Below are 25815 nucleotides of genomic sequence, written 5' to 3'. Positions count from 1 at the left end.
GCTGCTACCGTCGACGGTTCCCGGCTACCCGGGCAGACCTCGCCGACTGTGCTCGGCGCGGTGGCGATCACGGGTCCGTCGTGGCCGGCTCCGCCCGCGCATCGCCGGCCACCTCGCACACCGGACCTGAGGTGCATGAGGCAGCACACGGGCGCTTCGGGGCTCGTGAAATCTGCCGTGATCGATGGTCCGGCGACCGCCCTTACTTCTTCAGGGCGCGGTCGAACAGCTCCCGCAGTTCCCGGAAGTGCCGTTCGGCCGCTTCCTCCTGGTAGGCGGCGGTATCGGACATGGTGTAACCGTGCAGGGCGTCCGGGTAGACGGCGGTGCGGTGGTCGATACCGGCGGCCTCCAGTGCGGCATCGAAGGTCGCTATCTGTTCGGGAGTGTTGGAACCGTCGTTGTCGGCGTGCCCGGCCAACACCGCGGCCCGGACCCGGGGGACCTCGGTATGCGGGCTGTCGGCGTCCTCGGTGACGATTCCGCCGGTGTGGAACATCCCGATCGCCGCGACCTCATCCGGACGGTGCGCGGCCAGCCGCAGCGCGATCCGGCCGCCGAAGCAGTATCCGGTCGCGCCGACCGCGGACCCGGTGACACCGGGCAGCCCGTGCAGCGTTTCCAGCCACACCTCGCCGTCTGCCCGCAGAACCTCCGGCGTGAGCCGGGCCATCCGCTCGCCCACCCCGGAGGCGAAGAACGCGTCGCGGCTCGCCGGATCGCGCAGGTCGACCGTGGGCGCGAGATCCGCGGCGCGCCCGTCCCGCCAGAAAACATGCGGCGCCAGTACGACATAACCCCACGACGCGATCCGGTCCGCGATCCGCTCGATCTCCGGACGCAACCCGATCGCATCCTGGAAGAGCAGGACTCCGGGCCCGGACTCGCCGGACACATATCCTTCAGCACTGCCACCGGGAAGCGAAATCTCGATCATCGTCACCCCCGCGACCCTACCGCCGGCCGATTATTGCCGGGGCCGATCTACCGGCCGGTGCCTGCGTATCGAGCTGCCGCGCCACGGAGAGCGGGTGCTCGCGTGTCCCGCCGCAGTTGTGCCGGGCTGTCACCGATACTCGGCGGATGACCGGCACCCGCGAGGTTCCCGATACGGCGCCGGCGCTCGACCGGCGCCGCCGAAACATCGTGTTCGTGACCATCGTGCTCGGCATGCTGATGGCCGCGCTCGACCAGACGATCGTCGCGACCACGCTGCCGACGATCGTCGCCGATCTCGGCAGCGCCGGGCATATGGCGTGGCTGGTCACCGCGTACATGCTTGCCGAGGCCATATCGACGGTGCTGGCAGGGAAGTTCGGTGACCTCTTCGGCCGCAAACTCGTCTTCCAGATCAGCGCCGTGGTTTTCATCCTGGGCTCGATACTCGCCGGGATCGCCCAGGACATGCTCACCTTGATCATTGCGCGCGGTATCCAGGGTGTCGGTGCGGGCGGGCTGATGGTGACCGCGATGGCGCTGATCGCCGATGTCATTCCGTTGCGTCAGCGCGGTAAGTATCAGGGCGCGATGGGCGCGGTGTTCGGGGTGACCACCGTACTCGGGCCGACACTGGGCGGCCTGTTCACCGATCACGCCAGCTGGCGGTGGTGCTTCTACATCAATGTTCCGGTGGCGGTGGTGATGATCGTGCTGGCCGCCCGGACGATTCCGACGGTGCGCCCGGCCGTACGCCCCGTGATCGACTACCTCGGAATCGCGCTGGTCGCGCTCGGCGTCGCCGGACTGATCCTCGGTCTCGAATGGGGTGGTTCCGAATACCCCTGGGGGTCGCCGATGATCATCGGCCTGTTCGCCGGGGCGGTGGTGCTGCTGGCGGCGTTCGTGGTGGTGGAAACCAGGGTGCCCGAACCGATGCTGCCGATGCATCTCTTCCGCAACCGGGTGTTCACGGTGTGCTCGATCCTCAGTTTCATCGTCGGTTTCGCGATGCTCGGTGCCATGACGTACCTGCCCACCTACCTGCAGTACGTGGACGGTGTCTCGGCAACGGAATCCGGGTTGCGCACACTGCCGATGGTGGTCGGTCTGCTGATCACCTCGATCATCTCCGGGAACATCGTCTCGACCACCGGCCGGTACAAACCTTTCCCGATCGCGGGTACGGCAGTGATGGCGCTCGGCCTCTACCTGATGTCGACGATGGGACGGCACACCGGTATCTGGCTGGAATCGCTGTACATGCTGACCCTCGGGCTGGGTATCGGCCTGTCCATGCAGGTGCTCACCATCGTCGTGCAGAACACCGTGCCCTACGCGCGGCTGGGTACCGCTACCTCCGGTGTGACGTTTTTCCGCACGGTGGGAAGTGCGTTCGGTACCGCGGTGTTCGGCACGCTCTACACCGGGAAACTCGATCCTGCGCTGGGCGCGGCGCTGGCCGAATCGGGGGTGGCCCCGGAGCTCGCGCAGAGCCCGGCGGCCCTGCGGGAATTACCCGACGAGCTGGCGGCGCCGATCATCGAGGCCTACACGACCGCCATCGACACCGTGTTCCGCTGGGTTGTGCCGGTCGCGCTCGTCGGCTTCGTGGTGGCGTGGTTCCTGCGCGAGGTACCGCTGCGCGACAGCACTCGGGCGCGCGCCGCGGAACTGGGGGAGGGCTTCTCGATGCCGGATTCCGCCGACCGGGCGGCCCAGCTGGAACACGCTGTCGCGCAGGTGTTGCGCCGGGACGAGCGCCGCCTGCCCGGCTCACCGGGAGAGCGAAAGCAGGTTCTTCCGGGGCCCTCGCTGCACGACCTCACCGATGGGGAACTCTCCGAGTCCATCACCTGGGCGATCGGCGCGGTGCATCTGCGTGCCCGGGTACGCGGCGGTGCGACCCTCACCGGTATCGCCGACGACCATATGGTGCCGGTCGGTGTACTAGAACCGGTCTACCGCGACGCCGCACGAGCCGGGTACGTGACGGCCGAGGCGGACTCGCTACGCCTGACCGACAGCGGGGCACGGCAGGCCGAGCGTTTCCGCCGCGTCTGGCGCGGCTGGCTGGACCGGCATCTGGAGGACTGGACCTTCGACGATCCCGCCGACAAGGCCCTACTCGACCGAGCGCTGGACAAGATCGCCGGCGAACTGCTGGACGAACAGAGCCGCCGGCCCACGTTCGCCGGATGAAACGGACATCCGCCGATGCGCCGCGTCCCGCCGGTTGCGGCGGGGCGCACGTTCCCCGGCCGACGGCACCGAACGTGTCACAACCGGGGTAAGCCCGATACGGCCGGGCCGTGCGTGCGTTCGCACAGCCGGCCCACGTCCGTGGTCGTTGCGGTGCGATCAGCCCCACGCAGCGGCATCGCTGTTTATCCCGCGGGGCCGGCGCAGTGTGATGCGCGCCCGGGAATTCACTTGGACGCCGGGATCGTGCGGCCGGTTGTGACCGGGTTCCGTGGGAAGACGTTGCGGACGGAATCCAGGACCTCGGCCACTTGGTCCGGATGGGTGAGATGGGGGTAGTGGCCCGCGCCCTCGATCACCGTGGCCGGTACGGGTACCGGGGTCTCGAGCGGATCGCGGGAGCCGGTGATGACATGCACCGGGACCGTGACCGCCGCGAGCAGGCGGCGAGCGGCCGCCCGCTGATCGGGCCGGCTCGCCGTGCGTAGCGCCGCGACGGTGCGCCGGGCTGCACCGGGGCGGCTCAGGTTCGCGCTCGCGCTGTCGATCGCCGGGCCGGAGGGCAGACCCAGGGCGGCGGCGAGCCGCTCCGGGGGGAGGCGGCGCAGCACGAGGGCGGTGAGCGGCAGCCGCGTGAACCACGACGCCCGGCTCTGCAGGAAAGCGGGGGCCACCAGAACGATTCCGGAGATTCGGTCGGGGTGGGCGGCCGCGTAGCGCAGGACCGGGAGGCAGCCGAGGGAATGGCCGACCAGGACGGGACGTGTGGTTACCGAGGCCATGAGCCGGTCCGGCCGGAAGTGGGCGGGAGAGCCGCCGGGGGCCGAACGGCCGAGGCCGGGGAGGTCGGCGGTGTAGGTGGATGCGGTGGTCGCCGCGGTCACCGCGCGCCAGGCCTCGCTGTCGGTGGGGAGCCCGTGCAGCAGTACGAGATCCGGTGTCCGGCCCTCGCCGCTCACCCAGAGGCCGTCGGCGAACCCGGCGGACGGATCCGGCTCGGTATCGCCGAATCGACTGCTCACCAGGTGGTCTGCCCATTTCCGCAGGACGTCGCCGGCGGGCGGCATGGTGAGCCCGGCGGCGGCAGCCACCGTATCGGCGGCGGAGGTGTCGTAGCGGTCCTCGGCGACGAATGCGAGCCGCTCCCGGTCGACCCCGGTGAGCCGCTGTGGCAGGCGGGCCACCAGGCCGGTCGGAATCGTGAAACGGGGTGCGCGGACGTGCAGGTACTCGGCGAGGATGCGCATCAACTCGGGTAGCGGTGGGCTCGCGGGGTCGAGGACGGTGTAGGAGCGGCCGGCGGTGTCCGGGTCGCGGGGGAGAGCGAGGAGGAAATCGACGAAATAGTCGAGATCGAGGATCGGCAGCAGGGTGCGGGCGTTGCCGGGCAGCGCGGGAAGCCTGCCGTACCAGAGGTCGCGGACGAGTTCGGCGAGGCCGATGTACTGCCCCGGGCCGACGACCGTGCTCGGGTTCGCGACGGTCAGTGCGATTCCCGCGGTCGCGGCGCGTTCGCGCACTATCGCGTCGGCCTCGAATTTCGAGGCGCCGTAGGCGCCGACCGCGTAATCGTGTTCGGCCGAATCCGGCACGGTGACCCGGTATCCGGTGATGTGGACCAGCCGGCGCAGTTCGGGCAGGCCCGTGCACCAGTCCAGGATGTGCAGGGCGCCATCGATATTCACCGCTCGCGCGAGACCCGCGTCGATCCCGAAGGTGAACCGGGCCGCGCAGTTGTACACATCGCGTATCCCGGCGGTGTCCAGCCCGGCGACCTCGCCCAGGCCGGGGTCGGTGATATCGCAGTCGAGTACGGTCAGCCGCTCGCGCTCGACTCCGTGCTCGTCGAGCCAGGCGGTGAGCCGGCCGGCGCTGCCGGGTCGTAATGCGGCCGCGACCGTATGCCCGCGATGCAGCAGCCGGGCGACGAGGGCGCGTCCGATGAAACCGGCCGCGCCGAAGACGACGGAATCGGGAGTGCTCATAACGAATCCTAACTAGACTGGTCTACATATTTTGTGGGTAGGTAAGCGCGCGGTGTGAGTTGTCGGGGGATCTAGAGCAGGGTGCGGGCGACGCGCGCGGCCCGTTCCAGTGGCTCGCGGTCGCGATGTGTCTGTGCGAGCAGTAGCGCGCCCTCGATCAGCGCCAGCAGGGAAACGGCCAGATCGTCGGCATTGTCGTAACCGGCCGTTCGGAGGCTGATTCGCAAGGCCTCCGTCCACCGCCCGTAGACCTCGGCGCAGGCGCGCTGGACGGTGTCGTTCGCGCCGGAGACCTCCAGGGCGACGGTGGCGACGGGACAGCCGCATTCCCAGCCGGATGCCTCGAGCCGATCGCCGAGCAGGGTGATCAGCGCGGTGACCGCGCCGGCCGGGTCGGTGAGATCGGCCTCCGCGAGCGCGGTATCGATGACGCCGGAGGTCTGGGTGACGGCGACGGCGACGAGTTCGTCCTTACCGCCCGGGAAATGGAAGTACAGGGAACCGCGCGGCGTATCGCTGTCCGCCAGTATCTGGTTGAGGCCGGTGCCGAAATAGCCGCGGCGTTCGATCGACGACCGGGTCGCCTCGATCATCCGCTGCCTGGTTTCGGCTCCTTTGGCACCCATGCCTGAAAAGTAGACCGGTCTTCATAAAAAGTCAACGCTTGCATCCCGCGGCGACGATGCCGGTCAGGAACGGGTACGCGGGACCTTGTTGCGGTACATGGCGGTATCCGCGGCCTGCATCGCCTCGTCGATCGCGGTCGGAGCGTCCTCGAGATACACCGTGCCGATACTCGCGCCGATACTGATCGTCCGCTCACGGATCTCCATCGGCACGGTGAGAGCGGTCTGCACATCCGCGCTGAGCATGGCCAATTCGGCCGTACCGGTGCACCGCTCGAGTACGGCGATGAATTCGTCACCGCCCAGACGTGCCGCCAGCCCACCGGCCGCCGTCACGGTTTGCCGCAGGCGGGCGCCGACTATCCGCAGCACCTCGTCGCCGACGGTATGCCCCCAGCGGTCGTTGACCTCCTTGAACCCGTTCAGATCCAGATAGACCATCCCGATCGGTGGCGTCGCCACGGCCAGCCGGTCGAAGAAATGGCCCCGGTTGGGCAGGCCCGTGAGTTCGTCGTGATTGGCGTCGTACCAGAGGCGGGCGGCGAGTTCCCGGCGTTCGGTGACATCGACCGCCACACCGATCAGGAAACGGACCTGACCACTGTGATCGCGCACGGCCGACATCGACAGATCGATACCCGTGGACGTCCCGTCCGGGCGCGGATGGTCTAGTTCCAGCCGGAATCGGTCGATACTGCCCGCCAGCAGCTGGGTCATCCGCTGGTAGGCGTCACCGATATTGGCGTGACCCACCACATCGGCCACCGGACTGCCCGGCATCTCTTCCACAGCGATACCGAGCATGTCGGCGAATGCCGCATTCGCTTCGAGAACCCGCCCGTGGGTGTCGACCGTCCCGATTCCCACCGAGGCGCCCGCGAACACCGCCTCGAAACGCGCTTCGGACAGTTCGCGTCGCCGCTCGGCGTCCTGGGCGGCCGCCAGCGCCGCGGCGAGCGTGGCCTCCTGCTCCGACAATGCCACCGAACGCAGTGCCGCCGTGAACCCGGTCGCGAACTCGGCGGCCACGAGCAGCGCGCGGTCGTGGACCGCGTCCCCGGCAACCGGATCCGTGGCCTGGACGTACCGGGCCATATCCGCGCAGATCAGCGGGATCGTCCGGCCGGTCACCGCGGGGTCGCGGTAGTTCGCCGTGACCAATGCCTCGGCCGCGTACTTCCCGGCCTCCGGCCCGATGGTGCCGCGCAGGGCAGCGAGCAACTGTTCGACCTGTTCGGTCAGCAGTTCCTCGATACGATCCCGCGTCAGGGTCGGCGCCACCGCGCCGTCGAGCACGTCGGCCCAGCAGACCGCGAGTTCCCGCGCGGTCACCCGTTTCTCCTGCGCAGTACCGCCCGGGTCAGGACTTGCACCCCACACCGGCCAAGCCCAGCGACCGGCCCGGGGCCTCGTGCCGATCGCGCTCCGATTCCGGCCGCCACATCGGCAGTTCGACCACACCGGGTTCCACGAGTTCCCAGCCGTCGAACATTTCGGTGATGGCGGCGCGCGAACGGAATTGGATCCCCACCTGGTTACCGTGCTGTGAGGATTTGTGCAGGGCGGCCGCATCGTCGGGCCGCAGCGCGGAGGTCAGATGTGAGATGGCGACATGACTTCCGGCGGGCACCGCCTGCCGGAGCGCGGCCACCTTCGCCGCGGGCAGATCGTCGTCGGCGAGTAGATGCAGTACCGCGATGAGCAGGATCCCGACCGGTTGTTCCGGATCGATCACTCCGGTGTCGCGGACCCGCGCCAGCAGTTCGGCGGGTTCCCGCAGATCGGCTTCGATGGCGCCGTAATTCGGCTCGCCCACCAGGATCGCCCGCGAATGGGCCACGGCCACCGGATCGATATCCACGTAGAGCACCCGTGCCCCGGGATCGCACTCCCGGACGATCTCGTGCACATTACCGGCGGTCGGGATACCCGAACCGATATCGAGGAACTGGGTGATACCCGCATCGATCAGAAAGCGCACGGCCCGCCGCAGGAACGCGCGGTTGCTCAGCGCCAGCCGGGGCAGATCCGGTACCAGCCGGCTACCGCGTTGCGCGGCGAGCCGATCGACTTCGAAGTTGTGCGAACCACCCAGCAGCGCGTCGTACATCCGCGCCGGGCTCGGCTGCATCATGTCCACACCCTCGGGTGCCCAGGCCGGCCTGTCCATCTCGTCCCCTCTGCGCTCGAAACCCGCCCCGGCCGTATCGTCCTCGGCCGCGTCCGGGAAACCCCTGCGCTGCGCTACGGACCGCCCATGGTGCGACGGACCGGTGCCACTCGGCCGAGTTCTTGTTACGGCCTCGAGTCACTGTGCGCATAATAGCCGGTACGGCGCAGATCCCGTAGGCGGGAACGCGCCCGGCGGCCCGGCTCGGCGCCGGATCGAGAGGGAAAGACTCTGCTGGACAAACTGGTTCGGGAGCCGAGGCCTTCGGTGTATCCGCTGTGATAGCCCTGGTTCGGTGTTCGCGCGGGTGAAGAACACCAAGGCGAGCACCGCCGCCGCGAGGGAACGGGCGCCATAGTTATGAAAAAATATATATGTCAAAAGATGCGATATCGTGGGTGTCATGAACTCCGAACGTCGCGCCCAGGACGGCCGCGACCTGCCCACGGTCCTGCGTGATCTGGCCTGGACGGTGCACCGGCTGGTGCCGGAAGTCGCGGGCGTACTGCCGCTGCCCACCACCGAACTCGCGGTGCTCAAACAGATCCTGGCCGCACCCGGTATCACCGTCACCGAACTGTCGAAACAACTCGGTATGCGGCAGAGCAATGTGAGCGCCGCGGTGCGTAGCCTGGTCGGCCGCGGGCTGGTCGCGCGGTCGGTGGACCCGGACGACCGCCGGGTGATCCGGCTGGCGCCGACCGAGAACGCCTTCGATGCCCGGCAGACCATCCATACCGTGTGGTCGGGCACTGTCCAGCAGGCGATGACGCGGCTCGACGACGATCAGGTCGACGCGCTGTACTCCGCCGCCGACGCGCTCGAAGCCCTCGACCGGGTGCTGCACGAGGATCGGGATCCGGCATGAAGATCGACGGCGGTTGCCGGGCCGTGGGTGGGGCTACGTAACGCCGGGTACGACTCCGCGGGGCTGGATCAGCGGTAGATCGTTGTAGGTGACGATGCCCGGCGGTGCCGCAACGACGGCCGGGATCGCGTTGATCACCGGCATCGCGGTCATGATGTGCCCGAGTGTCATGAAATCCGCGATCGTCTCGGCCTGGAAATCCGGTGGCGGCAGGAAACTCACCACGTTCTTCACCGTCGGGCGCCCGTCCACCTGCAGCACCCAGCCGTCCTGATCGATCTTCCAATCCGGTTCCAGGCTCTGTCCTTTGCGCCACCGCACGGTGAGCTCCACCAGGGTCCGGCCGGCGACGATACCTTTCCAGCTCGCGAACACGCCGGCCACGCAGCCGGCCGGGATGGTCCACGAGCCGAGATCGAGATCGGTAGTGGTCCGGGCGTATTCGGCGTCGCAGCGTACGTCGTCGAGTTCGACCCCCAGGGCGTCGGCGATGAGCCGTACCGCCTCACCGAACACCCCGGTGCCCTCGGCGGTCATCGCCTGCAGATCGGGATGGTCGATCGGCTGACCGAATCCCACCGGGCGTTCGGTCGCCGGGGAATCGTAGAAAGTGGTGTCCGCCGCCTCGGTGACGGTCACTTTGTCGACTCGGTCGCAGATACCGGCCGAGACGATGGCCAGCAGGTTGACGAAACCAGGGCTGATCCCGGAGCCGAACATGGTCGCGCCGCCGCGCCGGCAGGCCTCGGCGATACGGTCGCGGCCCTGCCCCTGGCGGTGTCCGGTGATGAACGACGCGGACGACACCACGTCCACCCCGGCCTCCAGGATCCGGACCAGTTCGTCGACGTCGATCCACATCGGGTTGTAGACCACGCAATCCGGTTTCGATGCCAGCAGGGCGGCGATATCGTCGGTGGCCGTGATTCCGACGGGACCGATCCCGCACAGTTCGCCGATATCGCGGCCCACCTTGTCCGGTGACCACGCATAACAGCCGACGAGTTCCAGGGTCGGGTTCGCGACGACGGCGCGAACCGAACTCTTCCCGACATTGCCGGTCGTCCACTGGACGACCCGATACCGACGATCCTTGGGCATCTGCTCAGCTTAGGGTCTATTTGCAATATGCGGAACGAATACTCTGGAATATGAGAATAAGGTTTCCGTTCGAGTGTCTCGCCGCCCTTGGATGTCGGCGCAGCCGCGGCCGGGTGCGAGTTCGGTGGCATCCATCACAGCGGCCGGGAATCGTGGTTCAAAAGCGGCGTGTGTCACATTTTGTGCCGAGTGGATCGCCGAATCGCGTGCGGCCGCCGGCTTGGGGCGAGGGCATCGGGTGCAACCGTTGGGGGCGGGGCGCCGCGTCTCGAAGTGCTTGTCCGGCAACCATCTTCGATTCGGAGAACGGCCGGGGCCGGAGGCGGGTGAATTCTGTGTTAAACGTCCTGGTTACGCCCTTCGGGGAGAACCCGGACGCGTCGAGGTCCTGTCAACCTGTGTTATCCGGAGGTCACAACACGGTAATATCGAATTGCTCGCCGAGGCGTGTATCAGGCGAGCCCCGCCGGATCGAAGGTTGGTGAGACCACCCATGTCGGTATCGATGTTCGACGAAACCCTGCCACGCGGTGAACGAGACGGGGTCGGGCTGCGGGTCGGCGCAATCATCGATCGCGGTGGTGAGGTGCTGTTGCTGGAACTGCCCAGCACCGGGCCGATTCGTCCCACCCGCAAACTGCCCGGGGCCACTGTGGAGCCCGGTGAATCGGTGACCGGCGCCCTGATCCGCGGTGTACAGGAGGAGACCGGGCTCGCGGTCACCGATATCCGCCACCACGTCGGCGACTTCGACTACCTTTCGCCCGCCGGTAAACCGGTGCGGCGCTTGCATTTCGCGGTCGAGGTCGAATCGCCGGGCCCCGTGGTGCTGAGCGCGCACGCGAGCTATGTCTGGGCACCCCTCAACAGTGGCGATCTGTCGGTCACCTCCTCGGTCCAGAAGATCCTCGACACCTATCGCGAACTCGTCTATCCCTGAGCGGAACCCGTGCGCAGGGAGCTGCATAACCGGCAGATCCCGCTGTAGACGTCCCTCGGGCTCGTCGAAACGGCCTGCCGGTGCGGCGCCGTCGGTCCTGTCCCGCGCCGATCACCGAATCGGCGTGCGGGCCGTCTGTGGTTGCTCGGTGGATTCCGCGCGTGGGATGCCTGCCCGGCGCTCGCCGCGTGGCGCATCGGGGACCAGCGGCCGGCGCAGGCGAGTTCGTACCGCGCTTGCGGCGCAACCGATCACCGCCGCCGCACCGAGCGCGGTGGCCCAGGTCAGCTCCTCGTTCAGGATCAATGCCGCCCAGCAGAGCGTGAATACGGGCTGCGCGAGTTGAACCTGACTGACCTGGGTCATCGGCCCGATCGCCAGGCCGCGGTACCAGGGCAGGAAGCCCAGGTACATGCTCACCACGCCGAGGTAGGCGAAGGCGCCCCACTGCGCCGCTGAACCCGCCGGAGGCTGCTGGGCCACGGAGATCCCCGTGAGTACGACCATCACCGGAGCCGACAGCACCAGCGCCCACGAAATGGTCTGCCAGGCGCCCAGTTCCCGGGCCAATAGCCCGCCTTCGGCATAACCGCAGGCCGCCGCGACGACCGCGCCCAGCAGAAGCAGATCCGACCAGTGTGGACCGCCGAAACCGCCGCCGCGGAACCCGGCGAATATCAGCGCCGCCACTGCACCGGCGGCCGCGGTGAGCCAGAAGGCCCGTGGTGGCCGCTCATGGCCGCGGAGTACAGCCAGTACCGCGGTCGCCGCGGGCAGTAGTGCGATCACGACGGCGCTGTGGCCTGCCGACGCTTCGGTGAGCGCGAAGGATGTCAGTAGCGGGAATCCGGCGACGACACCACCGGCGACGACACCCAGCCGGATCCACTGCCTGCCCTGTGGGCACCGTTGTCCGGTGAACGCCAGCGCGCCTCCCGCGAGCAATCCCGCCACGACCGCGCGTCCGGCGGCCACGAAAAGTGCGGTGAAACCGTCGTCGGCAACGGCGATCTTGGTGAGTGGCACGGTGAACGAGAAGGCCAGGATGCCCAGCAGGCCCCACGCCGGGCCCGTATATCGGGACGGTAGCGGTTCTGCCGTCCGGGTAGTAGCGCTACTATGTTCTCTCATGTCTGACGATAGCAGCTCGCGTATTGCGGCGGAGCTTCGCGAGTGGATAGCCGAGGCCCCGCCCGGTGCGCAGTTGCCGTCCACCCGCGCGTTGGTGACCCGGTATTCCGCAAGTCCGGTCACGGTGCAGAAGGCGCTGCGCATCCTCACCACGCAGGGATTGGTCGAAAGCCGCCCCGGCGTGGGGACTTTCGTACGTACGGTGCGCGACACCCGCCCGCACGACTACGGGTGGCAGACCGCGGCACTGGGCACACCGCGTAATCGCTCCGCCCGCTGGTTCACCGCGCTGCAGACGGTCGCCAATGACCGGATAGCCCTGCACTCCGGCTATCCGGACCGGGAACTGCTGCCCGAACGGCTGGTCCGCGGCGCCTTCGCCCGCGCCGCCCGCGGCGACGCCACGGTCAACCGCCCGCCCAGTAGCGGCCTCCCGGACCTGCAGGCGTGGTTCGCGACCGAACTGGCGGCGGTGACCCCCGCCGGTGTGATGGCGCCGGCCCCGAGTGATGTCGTCATCTTCCCGGGGAGTCAGAGCGGGCTCGGCACGGCCTTCCAGGCGCTGGTCGGACCCGGCCGGCCGCTGCTGGTGGAATCACCCACCTATTGGGGTGCGATTCTGGCGGCCAACCGGGCCGGGGTGCAGGTGGTCCCCGTCCCGAGCAGTGCCGACGGTCCACGCCCCGAGGATCTGGCCCGGGCATTCGAGCGGACCGGTGCTCGCGCCTTCTACGCCCAGCCGCATTTTGCCAATCCGACCGGCGCGCAATGGAAACCGGAACGGGCGGCCGGGGTGCTCGATGTGGTGCGCGCACACGGAGCGTTCCTGATCGAGGACGACTGGGCGCACGATTTCGGTATCGATACCGTCCCCATCCCGCTGGCCACCCGCGACGACGCCGGCCATGTGGTGTATCTGCGGTCGCTGACCAAGAGTGTCTCGCCGTCGGTCCGGATCGCCGCTGTCGTCGCCCGGGGCCCGGCCCGGGAACGGATCCTGGCGGACGCCCAGGCGGAGTCGATGTATGTGAGTGGTCTGCTTCAGGCCGTGGCCCTCGATGTGGTGACCCAGCCGGGCTGGCGTACCCATACCCGCGGGCTGGGGCGCCGGCTGGCCACCCGGCGTGATCTGTTGATCGCCGCGCTGCGCGAGCACCTGCCGGAAGCCCGCCTGGATGTGGTGCCACGCGGCGGGCTGCACCTGTGGGTGCGTTTATCCGATCCCACCGATGTGGCGCGGCTCGTTCGCGATTGTGAGGACGACGGGGTGGTCATCGCGCCCGGGGACGAGTGGTTTCCCGCCGAACCGACGGGTGCCTATCTGCGGCTCAACTACTCCGGCCCGAATCCGGGTGCGTTCCCCGAGGGCGTGCGTGTCATCGCCCGCGCATTGTCCCGGCAGGGGCGATAGCCCGCGCGGTACCGGCCGGGACGGTGTCCGCGACCGGTACCCGTACGGGGATCAGTCGGGGAGAACCGAGATGGTGCCGCGGCAGACCGCGTTCTGGGTGTTGAGCCACCACCAGCCGCCGCCGGTGCGGGCGGTCACCGTGAAGGCGACAGTGCCGACGCCGGTCCAGGTGCGGTTCACCGGAATCCCCGGTTTACCCTTCAGCATTTCCTCATCGCTGACGCTGGTACCGGACGCGCCGGTGGTCTCGTTGTGCCAGTCGACCTGCACCTGGGTGCCGTACGGCGTGGTGGTCGGAATCGGGAACAGGCTCGCGGGCGGGTTCGGCAGATCGTTGTCGCCGCTGAGCAGCAGCGCCGGTTCCAGTTCCCCGCCCGGTGGGCGGCTGGCCCCCGAACTCGCCCGGATATGCCAGGTGAACGGTGGTGCCCACGCCAGCGGATTCGCGCTGCCGCAGGTCATAACGGTCGACGACGGTGGCTGGGCCGCCGCGGTGCCGGCGCCGGCCGTGAGGAGGGCGGCGGCCGCGGCGACGGCGGTTGCCGGGGCGAGTGCTGCGGTGACGAGCTGACGTGCGCGAGGCATCTGGGCTCCCTGATCCAGTAGAGGACTGTCGGTGTTCCGCGTTGAAGAGAATATCTACCTGGGTGTCGCCGCTGTGCCCGTTTCCGTTTCTCCCGTGTGGCGTAGCCCGGCCGGGACCGGGTCCGGCCGTGGGGTTCCGGTGTGAACGGCCGCGCCGCAGGCGACCCGGTTCAGCTGTATCGGGCGAGACGCCGGGCCAGGTAGCGGCTGTCGCGTCCTACGCCGTGCAGGGTGCCGGAGAGGATATTGCGCTGATATTCCAAGCCCAGGAAGGCCAGACCCCGGTGAGCAGTCGAGATTCCGTTCCGATGTGACGGGAAACCCGCGGCATCGGCGGGGCACAGTGCGCTCAGATGTGCCAGTGCCGGTCGGTATCCGGTGGCCAGGACGACGGTATCCACCTCCTCGCTGTGGCCGTCGGGCCAGTGCAGCACCCGTTCATCGGCCCGGGCGAACATCGGCCGGGACTCGGGGTTGCCCTGTTCGAGCGTGTCCCGGTAGCCCTCGGTGTCCACGATGGGGATCGTGCCGCTGTGGAAGAACCGCCCGATCGGCAGCCGGGACGCCAGGGATATCGCCCGCCAGAATCGTGAGTCGGCCGGGATCGGTTCGTTCGTCGCATAGCGCAGGGGCGTGCGGTGCGCCAGGATCACCCGCGTTTCGGCGGCGAGTTCGATGGCTATCTGGACGGCGGAGTTACCGGATCCGACCACCACCACCCGCTGCCCGGTGAACGGTTGCGGGCGACGGTACTCGGCGGCGTGTAACACCTCGCCGGTGTAGCCGGCCAATGCGGGGATCTCCGGACGGTAGGGATTGGCGTAACCGCCGGTGGCCGAGACCACCACCGGCGCGGTGAACTCGGCACCGGTGGTGGTGCGCACCCGGAACGTTGCGCCGGCCCTGTCCACAGCGGTGACCCTGTGCCCGGTATGTATCCCGCCCGGTATCGCGGCCGCGCACTGCCGCAGATATGCGGCCACCTCATCGCGCGTCGGGTACCGGTGCGGATCACCCGGAAAAGGTTTGCCGGGGAGCGCGTTCATATGCGCGGGGGTGAACAGTCGCAGACTGTCGTAGTAGCTCGGCCAGGATCCGGCGGTATCCGATCCGGCTTCGAGCACCACCGGGCGGAACCCGTACTCCGAGAGGGCCAGTGCGCCGGCTATCCCGGCTTGGCCTGCGCCGATAACAATAGCTGGGGTATCCATGATGGCCGTGATCGTGACATTTCGGGCAGGGGGCCGCCACGTATTTTCGGCGGCACGAGGTTCTGCTCGCCCGCCGTTGTTCAGCTCCGGACGTGATCCTCGACGAAGACCTTGCGGCAGGAGGGGGCGCAGAACGCGTAGTCGACTCCCTCATGGGTGTAGGTGATCTGGGCGGTCGCCCATTCGACCTGCATCCCACAGGTCGGGTCGATGGTGAACCCGTCCGGGGCCGCGGGCAGCTGCCCGGAATCGCGGAAGTCCTGGGTCATCAGCCGGGTCAGCTCGGTGCTGGTCGTGGACCGGCCGAGCGTGCCGACGCAGTGTTCGCGCAGACCCACTATCTGCACGACACAGTGCGGTTCGCGATTCAGGCGCTCCGCGTCGGGCTCGGTGCCGGCGATTGCCGCGGTGATCATCGGGACGATGTTCTTGCCGAAATCCGGGTCCCCGCTCCAGGACCCCGGCACCGTCAATCGAACCAGGTAGCGGGGTGCGGAGTCGGTATCCGGTCCGCCGGTGACCCAGGTTCGCGGCTGCTGGATCAGTACATGGGTGAATTCCCGCGCCTTGGCCATGGTTGCGTCCGGGGCTTCGTCGTAGCCGCTGAGCGCCGACATCACCCGGTCGGCGAGGTCCTGTTCGGCACGGGCGTCGAGTTCGCGTCCGGTGACCGATATTTCGAGGGTCATCATGATGGTCATTCCTCCGGTGTCGTGAGGGGAATCGGGGTGGTGTGGCGGGCGGCCAGGGCGAGCAGTTCGCCGACGGACCATTGGTCGTCGGCGTAGGCGCCGTACTTCGCGGCGAGGACGGTGCCATCGGGGTGGATCAGGAAGTCGGCGGGGAGCCCCAGGCGGCCGCCTTCGGGCCGTGCGGGCGGCGCCGGGCGTTCACCGCGCCGACCGGGTAGTTCGGTGCCGATCGCGCGGGCGATGGTTCTCCAGCCGCGCGGGTCCAGGAGTGCGCGGGCGCCGGTCTCGACGCCGAATTCGCGATACAGCGCGCGGTCCGGGTCGGCGATAACGTCGAGCGGCAGGTCGGCGGTGTATGTGCGGAGTTCGGCGGCGCTCGAGTGGAAGACCGCCACCTCGCGGATCCCGGCGGCCCGGATCTCGGGCAGCCGGGTGACCACCGACCGGAGGTGCAGGTTGCAGACCGGGCAGCCGGCGAAACGGCGAAATTGCAGGTGGGTGAGGTGATCGGGGTCGGGGAGGGGTATCGCGGCACCGCTGATGCCCGTCAGGGTGCGGGTGGATACGCCGTCGGGTGGCGGCATCTGATCTCCTTAAGAGTACGACGTACGCTTATAAACGAGTATGCGCGTATCCAGTACGCTGTCAACCCGTGCCCAGGCCGCGTTCCCTCACCGATGAGCAACTGGTCGCCGCCGCGCTGGCGGTGATCGACCGGGACGGTCTGCCCGGCTTGACCATGCGCGCGGTCGCCCGCGAGCTGCCGATCGCCACCATGGGGCTGTACCGGTATGTCGCCGATCGGCAGGCATTGGAAGTCCTCGTCGTCGACCACATCTTCGGCACGGTCGACCTCACGCTGCCCGCGGTGAACTGGGCGGACCGGATACGGATTCTGATGGACCGCCTACGGGACGCGGTGGCCGCGCATCCGGCCGCGGTGCCACTGGTGCTCCGTCACCGCCAGGCCGCACCCGGCTCACTGCTACTGATCGAAACCATGCTGGCTCTGCTCACCGAAGGCGGCCATACCGGAACCGACCGGGTCGTCGCGCAGCGCACGCTGATCGGTTATCTGCTCGGATTCCTGCAGAACGAGCACTACGCGGCACTGTCGGGGGCGGGCACCGTCACCATGTCCGAGCTACCTCCCGAGCGGTACCCGCACCTCTCCGGTGCTGCGGCCGACGCCCGCACGCTCCCGCCCGCCGAAGAGTTCCGGCGCGGTCTCGATATCGTGCTGCGCGGGCTCGGGGACTGATCGAGCCCGCGCCCTCGCGCACCCGTTCAGCGAGAATCGTCCGGACCGGCCGAGTGGTCTTCCTCGTCGTCCCCGGGGGCGATATCGGGGCAGTTTCCGGCGAGGATGGCGCCCAATCGGGCTCTGGGCGGCAGGACCGCTTCCTCGAGGATCGCCAGGATTTCGTCCTCCGGGCTGCGGCCGTGGTCGACCGCGCGTATCCGCAGGGCGCGGTACACCGCGTCCGGTACATGCCGAACAGATAGCGTCACCATGGAGCCGTCTTTCGTCGACAGTCGTCGGTGCCCCGATTATATTTCCCGCCCGTCCGAAACCGGGTTACCCGGCGTCTCGTTCTGATATCGCCGCGTGCGCCGGGGATCGGGCACCGATCGGGGTAATTGCGCGAAAGCCATTCCGGCACTGGCAATATGGCGCAAGATCGACGCTTGTCGATGCAATACGAATTCTGGGCCGGATGGTCCGGTGCGGTGCGCGGCTGTCCACGCGCGCATCCGGAAAGTGAGGCGGAAATGAATCACAAACTCTGGCTGCTCGGGCGGCTCGCCACGGTGGGCGGGCATATTCTCGGGGAGAAGATCACCGGGCACCGTGCCCGCACCATCGACGATGTACCCGCGTCCGGGGCGGCGCTGACCACCGAATGGCTCACCGCGGTGCTGTGCCGCGACACCCCCGGTGCGGAGGTCCTCTCGTTCGAGATCGACGGTGGCAGCAGCGGCACCTCCACCCGGACCGCGATCCGGGTGGAATACAACGAGGCCGGGCGGGCCGCCGAATTGCCGCGGGCATTGTTCGCGAAAACCACCACCTCGCTCAGCCAGCGCATCCTGCTGGGCGGCGGCAAGATGATCGATGGGGAGACCCGGTTCTTCCGGGACTTCCGTCCGGAACTCGATATCCAGGCGCCGCTCGGTTATTGGGGCGCCTCCGATCCGGCGTCCTGGCGTTCGATCGCGCTGATGGAGGATATCGCCGTGACGCGGGGTGCCGTGTTCAGCGAGCCCACCGAGCCGATCGGCCGCGCGGAGATGGAAGATCTGGTGCGCAACCTGGCCCGGTTGCACGGCACGTTCTGGGAGAGCCCGGCGATCGAACCGCTGAAGACGACGAACGAGGCGCTGGCCGCGTACCTGGCCGCGATCGATATGCGGACCCGCTGCACGGTGGGGCTGGAGCGGGCGGCGGAGGTCGTACCCGAGGAGTTGCACGGTCAGGCGGATCGGCTGTGGGCCGGTGTGGAACGGGCGGTGGACCTGGCGACGCGGGAACTCCCGCACACCCTGCTACATGGGGACCCGCATATCGGTCAGACCTACCGCACCGCCGACGGCCGGATGGGATACGTCGACTGGCAGGTCGTGATGCGTGGCGGCTGGGGTCACGATTTCGCGTACACGGTGAACTCGGGATGCGAGCCGGCCGACCGCCGGGCCTGGGCCGAGGATCTGCTGCGGGCCTATCTGGACGAACTCGCGGCTGCCGGTGGCCGCGCGCCGTCCTTCGACGAGGCCTGGCTGATCTACCGGCAGCAATCGATGTTCGCGTACGCCGCGTGGGCGTTCACGATCGGCCGGGCCGCCTATCAACCCGAAATGCAATCGCAGGAGACCTGTTTGTCGCTTATGCGCCGGATTACCACTGCGGTGCACGACAATCGTTCGCTGGACGCATTGGGTGTGTGAGCGGTGGATCGTGGCCGGGCCGGCGGGCTCGGCCCCGGTCAGCCGTATTTTCGCCTGCCGAGCCGGGTCGGCAGATATGCGGACCAGTCCAATGAGTTTCTCGAAAAGACTGGGTAGGCAACCATTTTCGAAAACGAACAGAGAGTCCGGTGGTGTCGTAACATCGCGTCGTTCCGGCTCGAGTCAGTAGGCAGGAGGAGGCTCGAACCGGTGCCCGGCCGGTGGAAAACCATCGGTCCCGCTACCAGACGTATGGAGTTTCTTCTTGACCAGCTCGGAATATCGAAGGCTCGCCCCGGCCCCGTCCGGTCCCGGTTCGTACGACGACCCCCGGTACGCGCTGTATCTCCCGGAGTTCGCCGCCGACCCACATCGCGCCTACCAGGACATGCGCCGCCGCTACGGTTCGCTCGCACCCGTGGAGCTGGCCCCGGGGGTGCCCGCCACATTGGTGATCGGCTACTCGACCGCGCTGCGTGTACTCAACGATCCGGATCGTTTCCCCGCCGATCCACGGACCTGGCAGAAGGGGGTTCCGGCGGGGTGCCCGGTGCTGCCGATGATGGAGTGGCGGCCGATGGCCAGCCGCTGCGCCGGTCAGGAATTCCTGCGCTACCGGCAGGCGATCACGGCCGGTATCGACGAAGTGGATATGTATGCCATCCACGCCGTGGTGGAGAACATCGCGGGTCCGCTGATCAATTCGTTCTGCGCGGACGGCCGGGCCGAACTCATCCAGCAGTATGTTTTCCCCTTGTCGTTCCAGGTGATCAACTATCTGCTCGGCAGCCCGCCGGAGGTCGGGCAGCAGGTCGCCGCCGGTATCGCCGCCATGCTCGAGGGGATCGATGCCGAGGCCGGTAGCCGGATGCTGGGTGAGGCCCTGGCGAAGCTGGTGGCGACGAAGCGGGAGGACCCCGGGGCCGATATCACCTCGGTACTGTTGCGGCATCCGGCCGAGCTATCCGATGAAGAGGTGTCGCACCATGTTTCGCAGGTGTACGGCACCGGGATCGAATTCGAACTCAATCTGATCGTCAACACCCTGCTGCTGATCCTCACCGACGACCGGTTCGGTGGCAGTGTGCTCGGCGGCAACCTCACCTCGCGCGATGCCCTGGACGAGGTGCTGTTCAACGATCCGCCGCTGGCGAATCTGCTGGTGACCTATCCGCGGATGCCGATCCTGCTCGACGATGTCTGGTTGCCGGCGCATCAGCCGGTGGTGATCAGTATGGCCGCCTGTAACAACGATCCCAAGATCCGGGCCTCGGAGCTCACCGGTAATCGTGCCCATCTCGCGTGGGGTCTCGGTCCGCATGCCTGCCCCGCGCAGTCGCTGGCCTACATCATCGCCGAAGGGGCGATCGATCAGCTGCTGGACGCCATCCCGGAGATGCGTGCCGACTTTCCCGGCGACGAACCGGCCTGGCGCCCGGGTCCGTTCCATCGGTCGCTGGTGGAACTCCCGGTCACTTTCCCGCCGAGCTCGCCCTTGCTGGGTGTCGAGCAGGCCGCGGCCCGTCCCGCGACCTACACCTGAGGCGAGGCCGCGCAGGCACCTCTGCGGCCCGCGAGGTTCCTGAGGGGGCCTGAGAAGGGGACGCCCCGGCCGCGGTATCCCGAGATCGATGAGGCTCTCGAGATACCCGGCCACGCACCGGCCCACGTCGCGGCCGGCCGAGGCGAGTCACTACTTGAATCCGGATTCAAGTTGGTTTAGCGTGCGGAGAGCAGCGAAGGTCCCTCTGCGGCCTATCGAGCCGCGCCCCGAAGATCGGAGTTCTCCCGTGGAACTGTTCACCTCGACCGACCGCGCCCGCGAGTACCGGCAGAAACTGCTCGGCTTCATGGACGAATGCGTGTACCCGGCCGAACCGGTCTACGCCGAGCAGATGGCCGCGGCCGGCGATCCGCATCATCACCCGCAGATCCTCGAGGATCTGAAGGCCGAGGCCAAGACGCGCGGCCTGTGGAACCTTTTCCACCCGCACGAGGAATGGGGCCCGGGGCTGACCAACCTGGAGTACGCGCCGCTGGCCGAGATCATGGGCCGCAGCCCGGCGCTGGCCCCGGAGGCCTGCAACTGTTCGGCGCCCGATACCGGGAATATGGAGGTGTTCACCCTCTTCGGTACCCAGGAACACAAGGAACGCTGGCTCGAACCGCTGCTCGACGGCACCATCCGCTCGGCCTTCGCGATGACCGAGCCCGGTGTGGCCAGCTCCGATGCGACGAATGTCGAAATGCGGATGGAACGCGATGGCGACCACTACATCCTCAACGGCCGCAAATGGTTCGCCTCCAATGCCATGCACCGCAACTGCAAGGTGCTGATCGTCATGGGCAAAACCGATCCGGAGGCGCCCAAGCACCGGCAGCAGTCGATGATGGTGGTGCCGATCGATGCGCCGGGTGTCCGGGTGGTGCGCAACCTGCCGGTGTTCGGGTACGTCGACCGCGAGGGGCACGCCGAAATCGAATTCACCGATGTGCGGGTGCCGCTGACCGATGTACTCAAAGGCGAGGGTGAGGGTTTCGCGATCAGCCAGGCGCGGCTCGGACCGGGCCGGATCCACCATGCGATGCGTGCCATCGGGATGGCCGAGCGCGCGCTGGAACTCATGTGCGCGCGGGCCGAATCGCGTATCACGTTCGGGCGCAAGGTCAGTGAACGCGCGAATATCCGCGACTGGATCGCCGAGGCCCGGATCGATATCGAACAGGCACGGCTGCTCACCCTGAAAACGGCCTGGATGATGGATACGGTCGGCAACAAGGAGGCGCGTACGGAGATCGCGGCCATCAAGATCGCCGCGCCGGTGATGGCGCTGCGCATCGTGGACCGCGCAATCCAGGTGTACGGGGCGGCCGGGGTCACCGAGGATTTCCCGCTGGCAAGCATGTACGCCCACCTGCGGACCCTGCGTATCGCCGACGGACCCGACGAGGTGCACAAACTGACCATCGCCCGCGCCGAACTCGGCAAGGCCCGCGCCGCCGCCGAAGCCGCCGGCTGAGGGGGCGCGCATCCGGAGCGGGGATCCGGAAGGGGACGCCGAGTACCTGGCCGGCTCGGTGCCGCGTGGCGCTCGGTTCCGGTGCGAAGGCCTCCGGATCACCGGGGGCGCGGCGGGGCGGGGGGGCGCGCGGTCCGGGGGCGATGGCCGCCGTATCCCGGGGGGGGCGGCGTCCGGGCGGCCGCCGCGCCGCCGGACACTCAGTGCTGAACCGGCCGGACGTGCGGCACTCCGCCGGGCTCGGGAGGCCAGAGAACAGCCGGGGCTCGCCGGGCTCCTCACCGGCGGCGGATCGCCGTCGGCCGCCGGACGACGTAGCGCCCGTGTGGCGGATCGGCTCGGGATACGTTGGGTAGGTCCGGCCGGTGCCCCGCGATCACGGGTGCTGCCGGGGACGAGCACGAGGAGGCAACGGATGACTGTGGAGACCGGTACGGAACCGCAGCGGCGGCGGCATATTCTGCTGGAACTCGGGTTCGCGACCACGAGGGTGGGAGAGGAACTGCACGGGTCGGCGACGATCACCCCGCAGATGCATGTGCCGGGCACCGACCGGCTGCGTACCTCGGTGCTCGCCACCTGGACCGATACGGTGACCGGCCTGCTCGCGGCGCTCACCCTCGGGCCGCGGGTTCCGGTGACTCTCGAACTCGATGTTCACCTCTACCGCCCGGCGCCGAGCTCCGGTGAGGTGCGGGCGGTCGGCCGCACGATCAAGGCGGGGCGTTCGGTCTTCGTCGCGGAAGTGGAGTGGACCGTCGACGGTGAGCCTTTCGCGTTCGGCGGCGGGTCGTTCATGGTGTCGCCGAACGAGGAACTGCGGCTACCGGAGCAGATGAGTATCGATATGCCGGTCACCGGCCGATTGCTCGCGGTACCGCTGGCCGAGCGGGCGGGTTGCGAGCGGCGGGCCCCCGGGACCGCGGTGCTGCCGCGTACCGACGACGGTCTCAACGCCTCCCGCACGGTGAACGGTGGCCTGATCGCGCTCGCCGCCGAGGAGGCGATGCTCTCGCTCGCTCCCGGCGCGACCCTGAGCACGCTGGGGCTGCGCTATCTGCAGGCCGCGCGCGTGGGGCCGGTGGTCGCCGAGGCGATGGTGCGGGCCGATGTGGCGCGGGCGACGCTGCGCGACGCCGGTAACGAGGACCGGATCACCACCCTGGCGACGGGCCGCCTGTTCCCGGCGAGCAGCCGGTGACAGCCCGGGAGGGCGGCACGGCGGATACCGTGACCGACCCCGCTGCCCCTGCGGGCCCGGCCGGTGGCCGCCCGGCGCCGAAGAGCCGGCGCGGCATCCGGACCCGGGCCGCACTGGTGGCCGCGGCGCGGCAGGTTTTCGAAAACGACGGGTTCGTCGATGCCCGCATCAGCGATATCACTCGCACCGCGGGGGTGGCATCGGGATCCTTCTACACCCATTTCGACAGCAAGGAAGAAATCTTCTCCGAAGTGGTCGCGCAGGTCCGCGACGAGATGCTGCATCCGCATGTCCGCGCCCGGGGCGGAAGCAGCGATCCGCGGGACTGGATTGCCGCCGCCAACCGGGAGTATCTGCGCGCCTACCAGCGTAATGCCCGCCTGATGGCGGCGCTGGAACAGGTATCGCGGGTCGATCCGCAGTTCGCGGCCCTGCGCGCCGAACGGGCGTCGGCGTTCATCGATCGCAATGCGGCGCTGATCCGCGATCTGCAGCAGCGCGGTCTGGTGACGCCGCGGCTGGACGCGCGGGTGACGGCGCTGGCGTTGTCGAGCATGGTGAGCCGGATGGCCTCGCTGGTGTTCGTCGAGGGCGAGAAGATCGACGCCGAAACCTTGCTCGACACCCTCAACTGGATCTGGTTCAGCGCATTGCAGCTACCCGAACCGCCGTGACCGCGGCCTACAGTACGGGCGCGGATACGGATCGGGCCCGCCGGCGCCGGACAACGACCAGCCCGTAGATGATCGCGGCCGCGAACAGCGCCACCCAGCTCACCACGAGACTCGGAAACGCCGCGGCCTCCGCCCGCCACAGGTATTCGGGCGTACTGCTGTTGTAGCCGTCCACGCCCAGGAAATGACCGGCGGGGGACTGCCAGTCGTCGGCATCACCACCGTCGGACATGAACAGGCAGAAGAAGCTCAGGGCCGCCAGGTGGAGCCACAGCAACCCGTACAGCAGGCCGCGGGTGCGGGGCCCCGCCGTCTCGACGGCACTGCCCGGAGTGAACAAGCCCAGCGCGATCCAGATGACGACGGCGACACTGCCCAGCCACAGAGGTGCGCCGTAGATGAACACGAACGCGAAGATCCAGCCCGCCGAGATATTCAGTCGGACGGCGACCATGAGCAGGGGGATGGACAGCAGCGCCACCCCGGTCGTCACCCGCCATACCCACGTCCATGTCATCGGTGTTCCCCTCGGCTCATTCGGCTGATTCGGTTCCTCTTGCCGAGTCTGCCGTGGGCGGGCCGGGGCGGGCATGAGTATTACTACCGCCCTGCGCCCGGTGACCTCACGTGCGGCGGGTCGCGGTGAATCCCAGGAATTTCCGGAGGTAACCCACCACGCCCCGCAGCGGGACAGCCCGCGGCCAGTCGTTCGGACGGAAGTAGGCGTCGGTACCGCCGTCCACGAACAGGATGCTGCCGCACAGGAACTCGGCCGACGGGGACAGCATCATGGACACCCAGTCGGCGATGTGCTCGGGTTTGCCGAAACTTCCGGTGGGGACCGGGAATGCTTCGACCGCCTTGGCCTCGCCGGGGGTGGCGAGCTGGCGCTCCAGTAGCGGAGTCAGGATGGCACCCGGTGCGATGACATTGAGCCGGATACCGGCACCGGCCCATTCCGGCCGGACGGCATGCCGGCGGACCCAGCGGCTCACCGCGATCTTGGACGCGGCATAGACGAACGGTGCGGCCTGGGCACCGAAGAGCCGCACGCTACGGACCGCGCGCTCGGTATCGCCGGCCAGGAATGCGCGGACCGTCCGGTTCTGTACCAGGGGGACCGTGGTGGACGAATTGCTGCCGAAGGCCACCACGCGCGCGGCGCCGGTCGCGGCGAGGGCCGGCCGCCAGCCCTCGAGCAGATCGACGACGCCGAGGTAGTTGACCGCCGCGATCACCGGGAGTCGCGACCGATCCCGTACCGGCCCCAGCCCCGCCGCCAGGACCGCGCCGTCGAGCCGGCCGTTCGCAGCCTCGAGCACTTCGTCGATCGCCCGGCGGCGGCCCGCCGCGGTGGAAAGGTCGGCGACGATATCGGTTTCCTGGATATCCACGCCGATCACCCGGTGACCCTCGGCTTCCAGCTTCTCGGCGACGGCCCTGCCCATACCCGAGGCAGCTCCGGTGACCGCATAGACACCCATCCGAAATCCTTCCCTACGACCCGGCGCGTACCCGCCCGGCGATTTCGTCGGAGTCTGTCAAAATTGCCGAGCCTGTCAAGCGCTCTGGAAGCAGGAGCGCGGGCCGCAGGCTTCGCCGACAGGGTCAGAACGGCAGGTGAACCCACTCGGGCAACGTGAAGCAGATGATGCCGAAGTCGTAGCCGACCTGCACATCGACCTCTGTGGCGGCGCCGCCCGCGGAGACGGTGTGGCGCCCGATCGCCGTGGGGTTCCAGTCCGCGGTGAACACCCCCGGTTCCTCCTCCGCGACCGGTCCGAAGGTGCCGCCGCCCGGCCGCCCGTTCACCGAATCCGCGAAAACCACCTGGTCACCGGGTGCGCCGGTGGCGGTCACGGTGTAGGTGCAGCCGACACCGTATTGGATGAAACCCAGCCCGAACCCGCCTGATACGCCGATATCGGTGATATCGGCCGAGGCGGTGGCGGGGTGGCCGAGGACGGCTGCGGTGGCGAGCGCACAGGCGGTGACCCCGAGGCGCAGATTTCCCGATGAGTTCATGGCCGGCTCCGGTGGTATGGGCAGGTATCGGACATCCTGTAAGTAGTGGAGCACCTGCGGATCACGGGGCACAGCCCCGGATGATCACGAA

General features: G+C 68.3%; 25 protein-coding genes. 10 read left to right on the top strand and 15 right to left on the bottom strand.

Features of this window, described 5'->3' with window-relative positions; all coding sequences use genetic code 11:
- Positions 1-202 precede the first annotated feature (202 nt).
- Positions 203-937: a dienelactone hydrolase family protein gene (locus QH196_RS05505; protein ID WP_280414659.1), complete on the bottom strand. Its 735-nt coding sequence runs from the start codon at positions 935-937 to the stop codon at positions 203-205.
- A 146-nt stretch (positions 938-1083) separates the two neighbouring features.
- Between QH196_RS05505 and QH196_RS05500 the strand changes: the two genes are divergently transcribed.
- Entirely contained in the window at positions 1084-3138 is a 2055-nt protein-coding gene (locus QH196_RS05500; protein ID WP_280414650.1) for an MDR family MFS transporter, read from the top strand.
- A gap of 227 nt (positions 3139-3365) precedes the next feature.
- Here QH196_RS05500 and QH196_RS05495 read toward each other — a convergent pair whose 3' ends face one another.
- The 4 genes from QH196_RS05495 to QH196_RS05480 form a co-directional block, all read right to left on the bottom strand.
- Entirely contained in the window at positions 3366-5123 is a 1758-nt protein-coding gene (locus QH196_RS05495; RefSeq protein ID WP_280414649.1) for an alpha/beta fold hydrolase, read from the bottom strand.
- Positions 5124-5194: 71 nt separating this feature from the next.
- Positions 5195-5749: a TetR/AcrR family transcriptional regulator gene (locus tag QH196_RS05490; RefSeq protein WP_280414648.1), complete on the bottom strand. Its 555-nt coding sequence runs from the start codon at positions 5747-5749 to the stop codon at positions 5195-5197.
- A 63-nt stretch (positions 5750-5812) separates the two neighbouring features.
- Positions 5813-7081: a sensor domain-containing diguanylate cyclase gene (locus tag QH196_RS05485; RefSeq protein ID WP_280414647.1), complete on the bottom strand. Its 1269-nt coding sequence runs from the start codon at positions 7079-7081 to the stop codon at positions 5813-5815.
- 28 nt (positions 7082-7109) lie between these two features.
- On the bottom strand, positions 7110-7919 hold the full coding sequence (locus QH196_RS05480) for an SAM-dependent methyltransferase (protein ID WP_280414646.1): 810 nt from the start codon (positions 7917-7919) through the stop codon (positions 7110-7112).
- Between the two features lie 403 nt (positions 7920-8322).
- Between QH196_RS05480 and QH196_RS05475 the strand changes: the two genes are divergently transcribed.
- The gene (locus QH196_RS05475; protein ID WP_280414645.1) at positions 8323-8787 is read left to right on the top strand and encodes a MarR family winged helix-turn-helix transcriptional regulator; all 465 of its coding nucleotides are present in this window, start codon (positions 8323-8325) and stop codon (positions 8785-8787) included.
- Positions 8788-8820: 33 nt separating this feature from the next.
- On the opposite strand, the gene QH196_RS05470 is transcribed toward QH196_RS05475, so the two are convergent.
- Positions 8821-9888, bottom strand: coding sequence for an NAD(P)H-dependent amine dehydrogenase family protein (locus tag QH196_RS05470; RefSeq protein WP_280414644.1), 1068 nt, complete (start codon positions 9886-9888; stop codon positions 8821-8823).
- A 493-nt stretch (positions 9889-10381) separates the two neighbouring features.
- Here QH196_RS05470 and QH196_RS05465 point away from each other — a divergent pair, with 493 nt between their 5' ends.
- Complete coding sequence (locus tag QH196_RS05465) at positions 10382-10828, top strand: NUDIX hydrolase (RefSeq protein ID WP_280414643.1); 447 nt, start codon at positions 10382-10384, stop codon at positions 10826-10828.
- Between the two features lie 111 nt (positions 10829-10939).
- On the opposite strand, the gene QH196_RS05460 is transcribed toward QH196_RS05465, so the two are convergent.
- Positions 10940-11959: a DMT family transporter gene (locus tag QH196_RS05460; protein WP_280414642.1), complete on the bottom strand. Its 1020-nt coding sequence runs from the start codon at positions 11957-11959 to the stop codon at positions 10940-10942.
- Here QH196_RS05460 and QH196_RS05455 point away from each other — a divergent pair.
- A complete protein-coding gene (locus QH196_RS05455; RefSeq protein ID WP_280414641.1) occupies positions 11958-13370 on the top strand; it encodes a PLP-dependent aminotransferase family protein in 1413 nt (470 codons plus the stop codon). The genes QH196_RS05460 and QH196_RS05455 overlap by 2 nt on opposite strands.
- Before the next feature lie 51 nt (positions 13371-13421).
- On the opposite strand, the gene QH196_RS05450 is transcribed toward QH196_RS05455, so the two are convergent.
- The 4 genes from QH196_RS05450 to QH196_RS05435 all read right to left on the bottom strand — a co-directional run bounded on the left by QH196_RS05450 (position 13422) and on the right by QH196_RS05435 (position 16442).
- Positions 13422-13955, bottom strand: a complete 534-nt coding sequence (locus tag QH196_RS05450) for a hypothetical protein (RefSeq protein ID WP_280414640.1) — start codon at positions 13953-13955, stop codon at positions 13422-13424.
- 170 nt (positions 13956-14125) lie between these two features.
- Positions 14126-15166, bottom strand: coding sequence for a flavin-containing monooxygenase (locus tag QH196_RS05445; RefSeq protein WP_280414639.1), 1041 nt, complete (start codon positions 15164-15166; stop codon positions 14126-14128).
- Positions 15167-15246: 80 nt separating this feature from the next.
- Positions 15247-15858: an ATPase gene (locus QH196_RS05440; RefSeq protein WP_280414638.1), complete on the bottom strand. Its 612-nt coding sequence runs from the start codon at positions 15856-15858 to the stop codon at positions 15247-15249.
- A gap of 5 nt (positions 15859-15863) precedes the next feature.
- Entirely contained in the window at positions 15864-16442 is a 579-nt protein-coding gene (locus QH196_RS05435) for a peroxiredoxin-like family protein (RefSeq protein WP_280414637.1), read from the bottom strand.
- 68 nt (positions 16443-16510) lie between these two features.
- Between QH196_RS05435 and QH196_RS05430 the strand changes: the two genes are divergently transcribed.
- Positions 16511-17119: a TetR/AcrR family transcriptional regulator gene (locus QH196_RS05430; RefSeq protein ID WP_280414636.1), complete on the top strand. Its 609-nt coding sequence runs from the start codon at positions 16511-16513 to the stop codon at positions 17117-17119.
- A 26-nt stretch (positions 17120-17145) separates the two neighbouring features.
- Here the strand turns inward: QH196_RS05430 and QH196_RS05425 are convergent, their stop codons facing one another.
- Positions 17146-17373 carry a FitA-like ribbon-helix-helix domain-containing protein gene (locus tag QH196_RS05425; RefSeq protein WP_280414635.1) on the bottom strand — a complete coding sequence of 76 codons (228 nt, stop codon included), beginning with the start codon at positions 17371-17373 and terminating at the stop codon, positions 17146-17148.
- A gap of 258 nt (positions 17374-17631) precedes the next feature.
- On the opposite strand from QH196_RS05425, the gene QH196_RS05420 reads away from it, so the two are divergent.
- From QH196_RS05420 to QH196_RS05400, 5 genes are all read left to right on the top strand, one after another.
- Positions 17632-18804, top strand: a complete 1173-nt coding sequence (locus QH196_RS05420; protein ID WP_280414634.1) for an aminoglycoside phosphotransferase family protein — start codon at positions 17632-17634, stop codon at positions 18802-18804.
- Between the two features lie 265 nt (positions 18805-19069).
- On the top strand, positions 19070-20347 hold the full coding sequence (locus QH196_RS05415) for a cytochrome P450 (protein ID WP_432279439.1): 1278 nt from the start codon (positions 19070-19072) through the stop codon (positions 20345-20347).
- Between the two features lie 253 nt (positions 20348-20600).
- Positions 20601-21824 carry an acyl-CoA dehydrogenase family protein gene (locus QH196_RS05410; protein ID WP_378749400.1) on the top strand — a complete coding sequence of 408 codons (1224 nt, stop codon included), beginning with the start codon at positions 20601-20603 and terminating at the stop codon, positions 21822-21824.
- 415 nt (positions 21825-22239) lie between these two features.
- Positions 22240-23025: a hotdog domain-containing protein gene (locus tag QH196_RS05405; RefSeq protein WP_280414632.1), complete on the top strand. Its 786-nt coding sequence runs from the start codon at positions 22240-22242 to the stop codon at positions 23023-23025.
- A complete protein-coding gene (locus QH196_RS05400) occupies positions 23022-23699 on the top strand; it encodes a TetR/AcrR family transcriptional regulator (protein ID WP_280414631.1) in 678 nt (225 codons plus the stop codon). Before QH196_RS05405 ends, QH196_RS05400 begins: the two co-directional genes overlap by 4 nt.
- 7 nt (positions 23700-23706) lie before the next feature.
- Here the strand turns inward: QH196_RS05400 and QH196_RS05395 are convergent, their stop codons facing one another.
- The 3 genes from QH196_RS05395 to QH196_RS05385 all read right to left on the bottom strand — a co-directional run bounded on the left by QH196_RS05395 (position 23707) and on the right by QH196_RS05385 (position 25724).
- Positions 23707-24216: a hypothetical protein gene (locus QH196_RS05395; protein WP_280414630.1), complete on the bottom strand. Its 510-nt coding sequence runs from the start codon at positions 24214-24216 to the stop codon at positions 23707-23709.
- A gap of 106 nt (positions 24217-24322) precedes the next feature.
- On the bottom strand, positions 24323-25183 hold the full coding sequence (locus QH196_RS05390; protein WP_280414629.1) for an SDR family oxidoreductase: 861 nt from the start codon (positions 25181-25183) through the stop codon (positions 24323-24325).
- A gap of 124 nt (positions 25184-25307) precedes the next feature.
- Positions 25308-25724: a hypothetical protein gene (locus QH196_RS05385; protein WP_280414628.1), complete on the bottom strand. Its 417-nt coding sequence runs from the start codon at positions 25722-25724 to the stop codon at positions 25308-25310.
- Positions 25725-25815: the final 91 nt, after the last annotated feature.

This window comes from Nocardia carnea (genome assembly GCF_029868325.1).
GTDB lineage: Bacteria > Actinomycetota > Actinomycetes > Mycobacteriales > Mycobacteriaceae > Nocardia > Nocardia carnea_C.
Note: the sequence above shows the minus strand (reverse complement) of the source record. Positions and strands in the feature narration are given on the sequence as shown.

Bases quoted from the DNA above. Each gene is read 5' to 3' on its own strand.
- QH196_RS05425 (WP_280414635.1), bottom strand. From the start codon at position 17,373: ATGGTGACGCTATCTGTTCGGCATGTACCGGACGCGGTGTACCGCGCC.
- QH196_RS05495 (WP_280414649.1), bottom strand. From the start codon at position 5,123: ATGAGCACTCCCGATTCCGTCGTCTTCGGCGCGGCCGGTTTCATCGGA.
- QH196_RS05480 (WP_280414646.1), bottom strand. From the start codon at position 7,919: ATGGACAGGCCGGCCTGGGCACCCGAGGGTGTGGACATGATGCAGCCG.
- QH196_RS05465 (WP_280414643.1), top strand. From the start codon at position 10,382: ATGTCGGTATCGATGTTCGACGAAACCCTGCCACGCGGTGAACGAGAC.
- QH196_RS05500 (WP_280414650.1), top strand. From the start codon at position 1,084: ATGACCGGCACCCGCGAGGTTCCCGATACGGCGCCGGCGCTCGACCGG.
- QH196_RS05455 (WP_280414641.1), top strand. From the start codon at position 11,958: ATGTCTGACGATAGCAGCTCGCGTATTGCGGCGGAGCTTCGCGAGTGG.
- QH196_RS05450 (WP_280414640.1), bottom strand. From the start codon at position 13,955: ATGCCTCGCGCACGTCAGCTCGTCACCGCAGCACTCGCCCCGGCAACC.
- QH196_RS05395 (WP_280414630.1), bottom strand. From the start codon at position 24,216: ATGACATGGACGTGGGTATGGCGGGTGACGACCGGGGTGGCGCTGCTG.
- QH196_RS05405 (WP_280414632.1), top strand. From the start codon at position 22,240: ATGACTGTGGAGACCGGTACGGAACCGCAGCGGCGGCGGCATATTCTG.
- QH196_RS05505 (WP_280414659.1), bottom strand. From the start codon at position 937: ATGATCGAGATTTCGCTTCCCGGTGGCAGTGCTGAAGGATATGTGTCC.
- QH196_RS05460 (WP_280414642.1), bottom strand. From the start codon at position 11,959: ATGAGAGAACATAGTAGCGCTACTACCCGGACGGCAGAACCGCTACCG.
- QH196_RS05475 (WP_280414645.1), top strand. From the start codon at position 8,323: ATGAACTCCGAACGTCGCGCCCAGGACGGCCGCGACCTGCCCACGGTC.
- QH196_RS05420 (WP_280414634.1), top strand. From the start codon at position 17,632: ATGAATCACAAACTCTGGCTGCTCGGGCGGCTCGCCACGGTGGGCGGG.
- QH196_RS05385 (WP_280414628.1), bottom strand. From the start codon at position 25,724: ATGAACTCATCGGGAAATCTGCGCCTCGGGGTCACCGCCTGTGCGCTC.
- QH196_RS05390 (WP_280414629.1), bottom strand. From the start codon at position 25,183: ATGGGTGTCTATGCGGTCACCGGAGCTGCCTCGGGTATGGGCAGGGCC.
- QH196_RS05440 (WP_280414638.1), bottom strand. From the start codon at position 15,858: ATGATGACCCTCGAAATATCGGTCACCGGACGCGAACTCGACGCCCGT.
- QH196_RS05435 (WP_280414637.1), bottom strand. From the start codon at position 16,442: ATGCCGCCACCCGACGGCGTATCCACCCGCACCCTGACGGGCATCAGC.
- QH196_RS05470 (WP_280414644.1), bottom strand. From the start codon at position 9,888: ATGCCCAAGGATCGTCGGTATCGGGTCGTCCAGTGGACGACCGGCAAT.
- QH196_RS05490 (WP_280414648.1), bottom strand. From the start codon at position 5,749: ATGGGTGCCAAAGGAGCCGAAACCAGGCAGCGGATGATCGAGGCGACC.
- QH196_RS05445 (WP_280414639.1), bottom strand. From the start codon at position 15,166: ATGGATACCCCAGCTATTGTTATCGGCGCAGGCCAAGCCGGGATAGCC.